The organism is Pseudomonas flexibilis, from assembly GCF_000806415.1.
Classification (GTDB): domain Bacteria; phylum Pseudomonadota; class Gammaproteobacteria; order Pseudomonadales; family Pseudomonadaceae; genus Serpens; species Serpens flexibilis.
The window spans coordinates 674,631-687,426 of record NZ_JTAK01000001.1 but is presented as its reverse complement, the minus strand read 5'-3'; the positions used below and the strand labels follow the sequence as shown (position 1 = coordinate 687,426).

The 12,796-nt window shown below is 64.1% G+C and carries 12 protein-coding genes; 4 read left to right on the top strand and 8 right to left on the bottom strand.

Going from position 1 to position 12,796, the window contains the following annotated elements:
• From PT85_RS03290 to PT85_RS03275, 4 genes are all read left to right on the top strand, one after another.
• Complete coding sequence (locus tag PT85_RS03290) at positions 1 to 1,020, top strand: ABC transporter permease (RefSeq protein WP_027590076.1); 1,020 nt, start codon at positions 1 to 3, stop codon at positions 1,018 to 1,020.
• A 1-nt stretch (position 1,021) separates the two neighbouring features.
• The gene (locus PT85_RS03285; protein ID WP_027590077.1) at positions 1,022 to 2,668 is read left to right on the top strand and encodes an ABC transporter ATP-binding protein; all 1,647 of its coding nucleotides are present in this window, start codon (positions 1,022 to 1,024) and stop codon (positions 2,666 to 2,668) included.
• The gene (fabI, locus tag PT85_RS03280) at positions 2,649 to 3,443 is read left to right on the top strand and encodes an enoyl-ACP reductase FabI (protein WP_027590078.1); all 795 of its coding nucleotides are present in this window, start codon (positions 2,649 to 2,651) and stop codon (positions 3,441 to 3,443) included. Before PT85_RS03285 ends, fabI begins: the two co-directional genes overlap by 20 nt.
• A 206-nt stretch (positions 3,444 to 3,649) precedes the next feature.
• On the top strand, positions 3,650 to 4,087 hold the full coding sequence (locus tag PT85_RS03275) for an OsmC family protein (protein ID WP_027590079.1): 438 nt from the start codon (positions 3,650 to 3,652) through the stop codon (positions 4,085 to 4,087).
• A gap of 258 nt (positions 4,088 to 4,345) precedes the next feature.
• On the opposite strand, the gene htpG is transcribed toward PT85_RS03275, so the two are convergent.
• The 8 genes from htpG to sucC form a co-directional block, all read right to left on the bottom strand.
• Positions 4,346 to 6,250: a molecular chaperone HtpG gene (gene htpG / locus PT85_RS03270; protein WP_027590080.1), complete on the bottom strand. Its 1,905-nt coding sequence runs from the start codon at positions 6,248 to 6,250 to the stop codon at positions 4,346 to 4,348.
• Between the two features lie 73 nt (positions 6,251 to 6,323).
• The gene (locus PT85_RS03265) at positions 6,324 to 7,307 is read right to left on the bottom strand and encodes a hypothetical protein (protein WP_052237589.1); all 984 of its coding nucleotides are present in this window, start codon (positions 7,305 to 7,307) and stop codon (positions 6,324 to 6,326) included.
• A gap of 45 nt (positions 7,308 to 7,352) precedes the next feature.
• On the bottom strand, positions 7,353 to 7,799 hold the full coding sequence (locus tag PT85_RS03260; protein ID WP_027590081.1) for a PaaI family thioesterase: 447 nt from the start codon (positions 7,797 to 7,799) through the stop codon (positions 7,353 to 7,355).
• The gene (locus tag PT85_RS03255; protein WP_027590082.1) at positions 7,796 to 8,260 is read right to left on the bottom strand and encodes a PaaI family thioesterase; all 465 of its coding nucleotides are present in this window, start codon (positions 8,258 to 8,260) and stop codon (positions 7,796 to 7,798) included. Before PT85_RS03255 ends, PT85_RS03260 begins: the two co-directional genes overlap by 4 nt.
• A 47-nt stretch (positions 8,261 to 8,307) precedes the next feature.
• Positions 8,308 to 9,060, bottom strand: coding sequence for a DUF599 domain-containing protein (locus tag PT85_RS03250; protein ID WP_027590083.1), 753 nt, complete (start codon positions 9,058 to 9,060; stop codon positions 8,308 to 8,310).
• 67 nt (positions 9,061 to 9,127) lie between these two features.
• Positions 9,128 to 10,429 carry a branched-chain amino acid transport system II carrier protein gene (gene brnQ / locus PT85_RS03245; RefSeq protein WP_027590084.1) on the bottom strand — a complete coding sequence of 434 codons (1,302 nt, stop codon included), beginning with the start codon at positions 10,427 to 10,429 and terminating at the stop codon, positions 9,128 to 9,130.
• Between the two features lie 216 nt (positions 10,430 to 10,645).
• Complete coding sequence (gene sucD / locus PT85_RS03240) at positions 10,646 to 11,533, bottom strand: succinate--CoA ligase subunit alpha (RefSeq protein ID WP_039605894.1); 888 nt, start codon at positions 11,531 to 11,533, stop codon at positions 10,646 to 10,648.
• Positions 11,530 to 12,699 (bottom strand): ADP-forming succinate--CoA ligase subunit beta, encoded by a 1,170-nt coding sequence (gene sucC / locus PT85_RS03235; protein ID WP_027590086.1) that lies wholly within the window; start codon positions 12,697 to 12,699, stop codon positions 11,530 to 11,532. The genes sucD and sucC overlap by 4 nt, the downstream gene beginning before the upstream one ends.
• Between the last annotated feature and the right edge of the window lie 97 nt (positions 12,700 to 12,796).

Genomic DNA, 12,796 nt, shown 5'->3' with positions numbered 1-12,796 from the left:
ATGAAACTGTCCCCGCTCAATCGACGTCGCTTCGAGCGCTTCAAGGCCAACAAGCGTGGCTGGTGGTCGCTGTGGCTGTTCCTTGCGCTGTTCGTGCTCAGCCTGGGCGCCGAACTGATCGCCAACCACAAGCCACTGATCGTCAGCTACGACGGACAGTGGTACTCCCCGGTGTTCAAGCGCTACCCGGAGACCACCTTTGGCGGCGAATTCCCGCTGGAGGCCAACTACAAGAGCCCTTATGTGCGCCAGCTCATTGAAGAGAAAGGCGGCTGGATGCTCTGGCCGCCGATTCCCTTCGATTACGCCAGCATCAACTACGATCTGGACGTCCCGGCCCCCGCCCCGCCCTCCATCCAGAACTGGCTAGGCACCGATGACCAGGGCCGCGACGTGCTGGCGCGGATCATCTATGGCTTCCGCGTGTCGGTGCTGTTCGCCCTGACGTTGACCCTGCTCAGCTCGCTAATCGGCGTCATCGCCGGCGCCGTGCAGGGTTTCTACGGCGGCTGGGTGGACCTGGCCGGGCAGCGCTTCCTGGAGATCTGGTCGGGGTTGCCGGTGCTCTACCTGCTGATCATCCTGGCCAGCTTCGTGCAGCCGAACTTCTGGTGGCTGCTGGGCATCATGCTGCTGTTCTCCTGGATGAGCCTGGTGGACGTGGTGCGTGCCGAGTTCCTGCGCGGCCGCAACCTGGAGTACGTGCGCGCCGCCCGGGCGCTAGGCATGCAGAACGGCGCCATCATGTTCCGTCACATCCTGCCCAACGCCATGGTCTCCACCATGACCTTCATGCCGTTCATTTTGACCGGGGCCATCGGCACCCTGACCGCCCTGGATTTCCTCGGCTTCGGCCTCCCCGCCGGCTCTCCCTCGCTGGGCGAACTGGTGGCCCAGGCCAAATCCAACCTGCAGGCGCCCTGGCTGGGCATCGCCGCGTTCAGCGTGCTGGCGATCATGCTGAGCCTGCTGGTGTTCATCGGCGAAGCCGCCCGCGATGCCTTCGACCCGAGGAAGTGAGATGAGCGACAACCTGATCGAAATCCGCGACCTGGCCGTCGAGTTCGTCACCGGCGACCAGACGCAGCGCGTGGTGGAAGGCGTCAGCTTCGACATCCGCAAGGGCGAGACCCTGGCGCTGGTGGGCGAAAGCGGCTCGGGCAAGTCCGTCACTGCGCATTCCATCCTGCGCCTGCTGCCCTACCCGCTGGCCCGCCATCCGGCCGGCAGCGTTCATTACCAGGGCCAGGACCTGCTGCAGGCGAACGAGAAGACCCTGCGCGGCATCCGCGGCAACCGCATCGCCATGGTCTTCCAGGAACCGATGACCTCGCTCAACCCCCTGCATACGGTGGAAAAGCAGATCAACGAAGTCCTGGGCCTGCACAAGGGGCTGAGCGGCAGCGCCGCCACCGCGCGCACCCTTGAACTGCTGGATCTGGTGGGCATTCCCGAGCCGGCCAAGCGCCTCAAGGCCTATCCCCATGAGCTGTCCGGCGGCCAGCGCCAGCGCGTGATGATTGCCATGGCCCTGGCCAACGAGCCAGAGCTGCTGATCGCCGACGAACCCACGACCGCGCTGGATGTCACCGTTCAGCTCAAGATCCTCGAACTTCTCCAGGACTTGCAGGCCCGTTTGGGCATGTCACTGCTGATCATCAGCCACGACCTCAACCTGGTGCGCAGAATCGCCCACCGCGTATGTGTCATGCAGCGCGGACGCATCGTCGAACAGGCGTCGTGTGAGGAATTGTTCCGCGCTCCGCAGCATCCCTATAGCCAGGAACTGCTCGGCGCAGAACCCAGCGGCGAGCCGGCGGACAACCCCGTCGGCCAGCCGATTCTGCAAGTGAACGACCTGCGTGTGTGGTTCCCCATCAGGAAGGGGCTGCTGCGGCGCACGGTCGATCATGTGAAGGCCGTGGACGGCATCGACTTCTCCCTGCTGCAAGGGCAAACCCTGGGCATCGTGGGGGAAAGCGGTTCCGGCAAGTCCACGCTGGGAATGGCCATCCTGCGCCTGATCAGCAGTCAGGGCGGCATCTGTTTCCAGGACCAGGCCCTGGAAGGCCTCAGCCAGCAGCAGGTGCGGCCCTTGCGCCGCCAGATGCAGGTGGTCTTCCAGGACCCTTACGGCAGTCTCAGCCCGCGCATGTCGGTGGGCGAGATCGTCGGCGAGGGGCTGCGCATTCACCGTCTCGGCAGCGCCGAGGAGCAGGAACAGGCCATCATCGACGCGCTCACGGAGGTAGGTCTGGACCCGGATGCCCGGCACCGCTATCCCCACGAGTTTTCCGGCGGGCAACGGCAGCGTATCGCCATTGCCCGGGCACTGGTGTTGAAGCCGGCGCTGATCCTGCTGGACGAGCCCACCTCGGCGCTCGACCGCACGGTACAGCGCCAGGTCGTCGAGCTGCTGCGCAACTTGCAGGCCCGGCACAACCTGACTTACCTGTTCATCAGCCATGATCTGGCGGTGGTCAGGGCCCTCTCTCATCACCTGCTGGTGATGAAACAGGGACAGGTCGTCGAGCAAGGCGAGGCGCGGCAGGTATTCGCCGACCCACAACACCCTTATACCCGGCAGTTGCTGGAAGCGGCCTTCATGGCCCCGGCAACGCCAACCAACCAAGCAAGAGGAATAGAACATGGGTTTTCTCGCCGGTAAGCGCGTACTGATCGTCGGTGTCGCCAGCAAGCTGTCGATTGCCTCGGGCATCGCCGAAGCCATGTACCGCGAAGGTGCAGAACTGGCTTTCACCTACCAGAACGACAAGCTCAAGGGCCGCGTGGAAGACTTCGCCGCCGGCTGGGGCTCCAGCGCCGACCTGTGCTTCCCCTGCGACGTCGCCAAGGACGAGGACATCGCCAAGGTCTTCGAAGAGCTGGCCAAGAAGTGGGACGGCCTGGACTGCATCGTCCACTCCGTCGGCTTCGCCCCCGGTGACCAGTTGGACGGCGACTTCACCGAAGTCACCACCCGCGAAGGCTTCAAGATCGCCCACGACATCAGCGCCTACAGCTTCGTCGCCCTGGCCAAGGCTGGCCGCCCGATGATGAAGGGCCGCAACGGCAGCCTGCTGACCCTCACCTACCTGGGCGCCGAGCGCACCATGCCCAACTACAACGTGATGGGCATGGCCAAGGCCAGCCTGGAAGCCGGCGTGCGCTACCTGGCCGGCAGCCTCGGCCCGGAAGGCACCCGCGTGAACGCCGTGTCCGCCGGCCCGATCCGTACCCTGGCCGCGTCTGGCATCAAGAGCTTCCGCAAGATGCTCGCCGCCAACGAGAAGCAGACCCCCCTGCGTCGCAACGTGACCATCGAGGAAGTCGGCAATGCCGCCGCCTTCCTGTGCTCGGACCTGGCGTCCGGCATCAGCGGCGAAATCATGTATGTCGACGGCGGTTTCAACACCACCGCCATGGGTGCCATCGAGGACTGATCCGGTCCGCGATACCCCCAGAGCCCGGGCCAATGCCCGGGCTTTTTCATTTCCGCGGGCGCGCCTGTTTCATCCCGAGACCAAACGTCGTAGCATGCTGGCCTTCGATTGATACCCCAAGGGGTATTGATGCGCATCAAGGACGAAGCGCCAAACCACCCCTAGCCTTCCCAGGCTTTTTTATCTTTTCATGAGGTAGTTCGCGCATGGCGCTCAAGACCATCAAAGCCAGCGGCCACATGCAGGCCGGCATGACCATCGACATCCAGTGTGGCAGCCACCACGTCATCATGGACCAGCCCAAGACCGCCGGCGGAGCAGACCTGGGCGCCAGCCCGCTGGAGGTGATGATCGCCACCGTGGCCGGCTGCTTCGGCAGTATCGGGCGCATCGTCGCCCATCAGCAGAAGCTCGCCATCAACGCCATGACATTCGAGGTGGAGGCCGACTACGACCCCAGCGGCCTGCTCGGCCGCGAGACCGACGCCCGGGTGGGCTTCCAGGAGATCCGCCTGAAGGTCGACATCGACGCGCCGGAACTGGATCAGGCGCGCAAGCAGGCCTTTCTGGAAGAAGTGGAACGCCGCTGCCCGGTGATGGAAACCCTGCTGAATGGCACCAAGGTAAGCACGGCGCTGGCGTGATGCACGTGGGGGTGGACAATGTTTTTGTCCACCATGACCACGGTGCCATGGCCCAACGGCGGCCGGAAGTGCGCCGATCACCCTACGGCTGCTAAGGTGTCGCGGGCCGGGCAAACGTAGGGTGGACAACGTTTTCCTTGTCCACCATGGCCACGGGGCCGTGGCCCAACGGCGGCCGGACATGCGCCGACCGCCCTAAGACTGCGGCGTAAACACAAAGGGCCACCGAGGTGGCCCTTTGTGATTTCAGCGCAACGCTCAGGCGCTCAGCTCCAGCAGCAGCTTGTTCAGGCGCTGCACGTAGCCGGCCGGGTCCTTCAGGCTGTCGCCGGCGGCCAGGGCGGCCTGGTCGAACAGGATGTGGCTGAGGTCGGCGAAGCGGTCTTCGTCGGCTTCCGCATCCAGCTTCTCGATCAGCGGGTGCTGCGGATTGATCTCGAAGATCGGCTTGCTCTCCGGCACCTTCTGGCCGCTGGCCTCGAGGATCTGGCGCATCTGCAGGCCCAGGTCCTGCTCGCCGATGGCGAGAATCGCCGGCGATTCCGTCAGACGGTGCGACACGCGCACCTCGGCGACCTCCGCCTCCAACACCTTCTTCAAGCGCTCGACCAGCTGTTCCTTGGTCTTGGCGACTTCTTCCTGGGCCTTCTTGTCCTCCTCGGTGTCCAGCTTGCCGAGGTCCAGGTCACCGCGCGCCACGTCGACGAACTGCTTGCCGTCGAACTCGGTCAGGTAGCTCATCAGCCACTCGTCGATGCGATCAGTGAGCAGCAGCACTTCCACGCCCTTCTTGCGGAACACTTCCAGGTGCGGGCTGTTCTTGACCTGGCCGTAGCTCTCGCCGGTGAGGAAATAAAGCTTGTCCTGACCTTCCTTCAGGCGACCCAGGTAGTCGGCAAGCGACACGGACTGTTCGCCGCTGGCGTCGTGGGTGGAGCTGAAACGCAGCAGGCCGGCGATCTTCTCCTTGTTGGCGAAGTCCTCGGCGGGGCCTTCCTTGAGCACCTGGCCAAACTGTTTCCAGAAGGTCTTGTAGTCCTCGGGCTTGTCCTTGGCGAGCTTTTCCAGCATGTCCAGGGCGCGCTTGGTCAGCGCCGACTTCATGGAGTCGATGACCGGGCCCGACTGCAGGATTTCGCGGGAAACGTTCAGGGACAGGTCATTGGAATCCACCACGCCCTTGATGAAGCGCAGGTACAGCGGCAGGAACTGGTCGGCCTGATCCATGATGAACACGCGCTGCACATAGAGTTTCAGGCCCTTGGGTGCTTCGCGGTGGTACAGGTCGAACGGCGCGCGGCCCGGCACGTAGAGCAGCGAGGTGTATTCCAGCTTGCCCTCGACCTTGTTGTGGCTCCAGGCCAGCGGGTCTTCGAAGTCGTGACCGACGTGCTTGTAGAACTCGGTGTATTCCTCGTCCTTGATCTCGCTGCGCGGCCGGGTCCACAGGGCGCTGGCGCGGTTGACGGTCTCCCACTCGGGTTCCGCCGGCTTGTCCTTCTCTTCCCCGTAATGCTCCTTCGGCAGTTCGATGGGCAGCGCCACGTGGTCGGAGTATTTCTTGATGATGTTGCGCAGGCGCCAGCCGTCGGCGAACTCTTCCTCACCGCTCTTCAGGTGCAACACGATACGCGTGCCGCGCTCGGCCTTCTCCACGGTGGCCACTTCGAACTCGCCCTCGCCCTTCGACGACCAGTGCACGCCCTCGGCGGCCGGCAGGCCGGCGCGGCGGCTGAACACGTCCACCTTGTCGGCGACGATGAATGCGGAATAGAAGCCCACGCCGAACTGGCCGATCAGGCGGGAATCCTTCTTCTGGTCGCCGGTGAGATTCTTGAGGAATTCGGCGGTGCCGGACTTGGCGATGGTACCCAGGTGGGTAATGGCATCCTCACGGCTCAGGCCGATGCCGTTGTCTTCGACGGTGAGGGTCTTGGCGTCCTTGTCGAAGCTGACACGGATCTTCAGCTCGGCGCCGCCTTCGAGCAGCTCCGGCTTGGCCAGCGCCTCGAAACGCAGCTTGTCGGCGGCGTCGGAAGCGTTGGAGATCAGCTCGCGCAGGAAGATTTCCTTGTTGGAGTACAGGGAATGGATCATCAGGTGCAGCAGCTGCTTCACCTCGGTCTGGAAGCCCAGGGTTTCTTTTTGAGTTTCCACACTCATCGTCTTCAACTCTCCAGGTGTTGGGTACGGGCCGCTTGCGCGACGGGGTGTCCCAGCAGATGGGGGACGAGGCTCATGATTTCAAGGGCTTGGCGGCATCAGCCTCCTGATCGGACGCGCCGCGCGGCGGATAACGGTCGCCCGGCACGCCCCAGCCCATCTGTTCGTCCTTGAGCAGTAGCAAGGGCACGATCAGCGCCCGGTTGCCGATGCGCGCCTGGACACGCAGTTCCAGCGGCCGGCTGTTCCAGTCGATGTCCGGCAATTGCACCGCCTCAACGCGGTGCTGCGGAAAGCGGCGCTGCAGGTAGTCTTCGATGACGACCTGCAGGGTCTGCACCGAGTCGAAACGGGTATCCACCCGGCCTTCGCGGTAGCGCAACCGGTCGGTGAAGACTTCGATGGGGCCGGACACCCAGGTCCTGTGCGCACTCGGCAAGCCCAGGTGGAGGTTGCCCACCAGCCGGTTGGGCGCCTGGCGTTGCAACTGCAGATGCATGCTGTAGCCGCGCTCCAGGCGCAACGCCTCGGGTAACGGATTGCCGCCCAACTGGCGCACCAGCTCGATGGTCGGGACGTCATCGTCCTGCGGCAGGATGTCCAGCGTCAGTTGCGAACCGGAAAACTCGCCCAGGTGGATCACCAACTCGCGCCAGTCGAAGCTTGCCGAACCCTGACTCAGTCGCAACCGGCCATCGATGAACTCGCCTTCCACCGGCGCGAAAGGTTCGCCCCACAGGCGACCGCGCAGGCGGATGTCCGGCTGCCAGGGATTGCGCACGGGCTCCAGCCATTCCAGGTTCAGCAGGGCGCGCAAGCGATTGGGGTCCTGCTCCGCCAGTCCGAGCAGGCCGAAACCCAACGGCATGGCGGCAAGCAGCGCGCACAGCAGGGGCGCACGCGCCTCCCGGCCGTGGCGAAACAGATAAAGCAGGGTCAACGGCGGTAGCAGGCACAGCAGCCCCCAGCCGGCCCCCCGCGCAAAGGCGCGCAGGGCCAGCCAGAAGAAACTGCCGACCAGCACGAAGCAGCCGCCGAGAATCAGCAAGGCATCCATCGGGTGTTCCTCGTCCGGGCAGGCCACCGGACGCGGAACGATCGATCAGGACTCGTCGACCTTGAAGTGCGCGCGCGCGGTGGCGATGGGCTCGGTTTGCGTGGTCTGCCAGGCGGTGATGGCCACGTTGGCCACACGACGGCCCTGTCGCCACACCTGGCATTGAGCGAAGGTGTCACGATAGTGACCGGCCCTGAGGTAATCCACCGAGAAGTCGATGGTTTTCGGCAAATGCGCGCTGCCCATGAACATCAGCAGGTGCAGCAGTGCGGCATGTTCCATGAATCCGGCGATCACCCCGCCGTGCAGCGCCGGCAGTACCGGGTTACCGATGTTGTCGGCCTGGGCCGGCAGGCGGAACACCATGTCATCCCCCAGACGCAGGCATTCGATGCCGATCAGCCGTGCATAGGGAACCAGATCGATCAGGGCGCTGTAGTCGTTGCGGGTATGCGCCTCGCTCAAGAGTGCGTTGAACGCCTGCCGGTTCATGCCTTGCCCTCCGGGAAACCGCTCTTGATGTGCGCGCCGGACCCCAGGCGCATGAAGGTGCCCACCGCGTGGGCGATCGGTTGCGCGGGATCATCCTGATAGGCCACGCCACGGGTGAAGATCACCGTCGGCGTCACCCGATAGCATTCGGCAAAGCCATAGACGTCCTTGTGCGGATCGGCCGGGTGCATGTAGTCGATGCGCAGGTCCAGGGTCGGGCAGACCTCGAAATCGGGCAGGAAACACACGGTGGAAATTCCGCAGGTGGTGTCCATCAGGGTGGTGATGGCGCCGCCATGGATACCGCCGGTTTCCGGATTGCCGACGATCTTCTCGCTGTATGGCAGGCGTAGCGTCAGGCCCTTTTTGTCGGCCGCTTCCACCTGCATGCCCAGCACCTGGCAGTGCCGCAGGGCAGAAAGGAAGCGTTCGGCGCGCTGCACGAGTGGATTCTTGTTCATGGTTATGGCTCGCAAGGTGCAGAACGGGCGGCATCAGGCCGCCCGGGTCAATGGAAATCGGGCTCGCGGGGCTCCTGTTGGGCTGAGGGGGCGGCAATCGGAGCGGGGGTATGGGTCAGCACCTTGAGTACCCGGGAGTGGAATTCGCGATGGTACAGAACCAGCACCACACCGGCGGTCACGACCATGAACACCCACGGATGGATGAACCAGGACAGCGCCGCCAGGCCAAAATAGTACGCCCGCAGGCCCAGGTTGAACTGGTTGCCGGCGCTCGACAGCAGCTTGGCGGCGCGCTTGGCGAAGATGTTGCGCTCCTGATCGCTGACGTTGCGTTCGGCCAGCAGCGGCGCCGAGCCCAGCAGCACGGCGGCAAAGTTGTACTGGCGCATGCACCAGCTGAACGTGAAGAAGGCGTAGACGAACACCATGGCCAGCAACAACAGCTTGAGCTCGGACATGCCCCGGCCGACCGGTTCGATGAAGGGCAGCTCGGCCAGCAGCGATACCGCACGGTCGGAAGCCCCCAGCGCAGTGACGATACCGGCCAGGATGATCAGCGTGCTGGAGGCGAAGAACGAGGCATTGCGTTCCAGGTTGCCGATCACGCTGGCATCGGCGATGCGGTTGTCGCGCTGCAGCATGCGCCGCATCCAGTCCTCGCGGTACAGGGCCATGACGCTGGCCAGGCACGGCGTGTCCCGGCCCTTCCAGATCGCGTAGCGCGTGTAGCCCAGCCAGCAGAAGACGAACCAGAGGGCTGCCACCAACTGGCGCAGATAATCGTCGGTCAAGGTCATAGGCACGTTCCCTTCAGAGCCGGGCGATTATACCCGGCTTGTCCTCTCCGCTAATGCCTTTACGCCACTACTGTCGAGCCGGCAGCAGGCGATCAATGACCACACTGATCAGCAGCACCACCAGCACGGGCAGTACCCAGCCCATGCTTTGCGCCGCCCAGGGCAAGGTGGTGAAGAACGGGGGCACCACATCCTTGAAGGCGCTGGCCAGCAGGCCGTCCGCCAGACCGAAGACCAGGGCGACCGCCATCACCGGGCGGAACACCCGGTGCGGCTCGCGCCACAGCCTGTCGGCCAGGCTCAGCAGTACCAGCACGATGGCCAGCGGATACAGGCCCACCAGCACCGGCACCGAGATGCGAATCAGCTGGTCGAGCCCCTGGTTGGCCACCAGCAGGCTGAACAGCGTGAAGCCCACGGCCACGTTGCGATAGGACGTGTGCAGCAGCTCGCCGAAGAATTCGCCGCAGGCGGTGAGCAGGCCCACCGCGGTGGTCAGACAGGCGAGGATGATCACCGCGGCCAGCAGCAGCAGGCCGGGAGTACCGAAGGTGTGCTGCACGTAGGCAGTGAGGATCTGCCCGCCATTGCTTGCTTCACCCGCCACGCTCTGGCTGGTGGCGCCCAGGTAGAACAGCGCCAGGTAGACCAGCGCCAGGCCAACCGCGGCGATGATCACCGCAATGATGGAATAGCGGGTCACCAGACTCGGACTAGTCACACCGCGATCGCGGATCGCGGTGGCGATCACGATGCCGAACACCAGCGCGCCCAGGGCGTCCATGGTCAGGTAGCCCTGCAGGAAGCCCTGCAACAGGGGCACATCGCGGTACTCCACGGCAGTGCCCCCCACCGGGCCGGCCGGCGCGAAGATCGCGGCGGCACCCAGCAACACCAGGGCCAGCAGCAGCACCGGGGTGATGATCTTGCCAACCCGGTCGATCAACCGTCCGGGGTTGAGCACCAGGAACAGCACCAGTCCGAAGAACACCAGGGAATAGATGAACAACGCCCAGTCACTGTTACCGGTGAAGGGCGCGACACCGATCTCGAACGACACCACCGCGGTACGCGGCGTGGCGAACAGCGGCCCGATGGACAGGTAGACGGCCACGGCCAGCACGGTACCGGCTACCTTGCCAAGTGGCCCGGTCAGGCTCGGCATACCACCACCGACCCGGGCCAGGGCCACGATGGTCAGCAGCGGCAGGCCGACGCCGGTGAGCAGGAAGCCCAGTGCCACGGGCCAGATATTGTCGCCCGAGGCCATGCCGGCGCTTGCGGGGAAGATGATGTTGCCGGCGCCGAGGAACAGCGCGAAGGTCATGAAACCAAGGGCAACCAGGTCGGAACCTTTCAGACGGGTCATGGGAAGTAACACCACTGCAAAAGAATGTTATGTCGTGGCTTCCCGGGGTAAGGGAAACTGGCTGCGGGCCAGAACGACGCTCTCTTTTGAAGAGGACGTTCAAAAAGATGCAAAGCCTAACGATTTACGGTCATTTCTGCACCTTCTGATGGACATCCGGTGCCATGCGCAAACACAAAGGCCACCTTGCGGTGGCCTTTGCTTGCACGCCGGGGCTCAGGCCCGCTTGACCTGCCAGCCGGTGACTTCCGCCAGCGCCTTGCCGATATCGGCCAGGGAGCGCACGGTTTTCACGCCGGCGTCCTGCAGCGCGGCGAACTTCTCTTCCGCCGTGCCCTTGCCACCGGAAATGATCGCACCGGCATGGCCCATGCGCTTGCCAGGCGGCGCGGTCACGCCGGCGATGTAGGACACAACCGGCTTGGTGACGTTGGCCTTGATGAAGGCCGCCGCTTCCTCCTCGGCGCTGCCGCCGATCTCGCCGATCATCACGATGGCTTCGGTCTGCGGGTCTTCCTGGAACAACTGGAGGATGTCGACGAAGCTGGAACCGGGGATCGGGTCGCCGCCGATGCCCACGCAGGTGGACTGGCCGAAGCCGGCGTCGGTGGTCTGCTTCACCGCTTCATAGGTCAGGGTGCCGGAGCGGGACACGATGCCGACCTTGCCCGGCATATGGATATAGCCGGGTTGGATACCGATCTTGCACTCGCCGGGGGTGATCACGCCCGGGCAGTTCGGGCCGATCAGACGCACGCCCAGCTCGTCGCACTTGATCTTCACTTCCAGCATGTCCAGGGTCGGAATGCCTTCGGTGATGCAGACGATCAGCTTGATGCCGCCGAATGCCGCTTCGAGGATGGAGTCCTTGCAGAACGGCGCCGGCACGTAGATAACGGAGGCATCCGCACCGGTGGCTTGCACGGCCTCGGCAACCGAGTTGAAGACCGGCAGGCCCAGGTGCATGGTGCCGCCCTTGCCCGGCGTCACGCCGCCCACCATTTTCGTGCCGTATTCGATGGCCTGTTCGCTGTGGAACGTACCCTGCGAGCCGGTGAAGCCCTGGCAGATGACCTTGGTGTCCTTGTTGATCAGAATGCTCATTGGTTGCTCTCCGCAGCCTTGACCACCTGCTGGGCGGCCTCGGTCAGACTGGTTGCCGGGATGATGTTCAGGCCGCTTTCGGCCAGCATCTTGGCGCCGAGCTGGGCATTGTTGCCCTCCAGGCGCACCACCACGGGTACCTTGACGCCGACTTCACGCACGGCGCCCATGATGCCCTCGGCAATCATGTCGCAGCGCACGATGCCGCCGAAGATGTTCACCAGCACGGCCTTCACGTTGCTGTCGGAGAGAATGATCTTGAACGCTTCGGTCACGCGTTCCTTGGTCGCGCCGCCGCCCACGTCGAGGAAGTTGGCCGGCTTGCCACCGTGCAGATTGATGATGTCCATGGTGCCCATGGCCAGGCCCGCGCCGTTGACCATGCAACCAATGTTGCCATCGAGGGCCACGTAATTGAGCTCCCAGCGTGCCGCGTGGGCCTCGCGGGGATCATCCTGGGACGGGTCATGCATGGCGCGCAGCTTGGACTGGCGATACAGCGCGTTGCCGTCAATGTTCACCTTGGCATCCAGGCAATGCAGATTGCCGTCCTTCTTGATGACCAGCGGATTGACTTCGAGCAGGGCCAGGTCGTAGTCCTTGAACAGGCGCGCCAGGCCCATGAAGATGTGGGTGAATTGCTTGATCTGCTCACCCTGCAGGCCCAGCTGGAACGCCAGGCTGCGGCCCTGGTAGGGCTGCGGGCCCACCAGCGGGTCGATGGTGGCCTTGAGAATCTTCTCGGGGGTATCGTGGGCGACCTTCTCGATCTCCACACCACCCTCGGTGGACGCCATGAAGACGATGCGTCGACTGGAACGATCGACCACGGCGCCGAGATACAGCTCCTTGTCGATGTCGGTGCAGGCCTCGACCAGGATCTTGCTGACCGGTTGGCCATTGGCATCGGTCTGGTAGGTCACCAGGCGCTTGCCCAGCCAGTGGGTTGCGAACTCCCGCGCCTCCTCTGGATTGCGAACCAGCTTTACACCGCCGGCCTTTCCTCGCCCGCCGGCATGCACCTGGGCCTTGACGACCCATGCATCGCCACCGATCTCCTTGCAGGCTTCTGCGGCCTGTTGCGGGGTGTCTACAGCATGGCCGATGGAGACGGGCAGGCCGTATTCAGCGAAGAGCTGCTTACCCTGATACTCGTGAAGATTCATGCTTCTCTACCGTTTCTAGTTTTTGCTATTGGCAATAGGCGTGTCCTCACGGACACGCCTCCTATACGGCAGGTGAGCCCTCCCCCCTCGCAAAAGT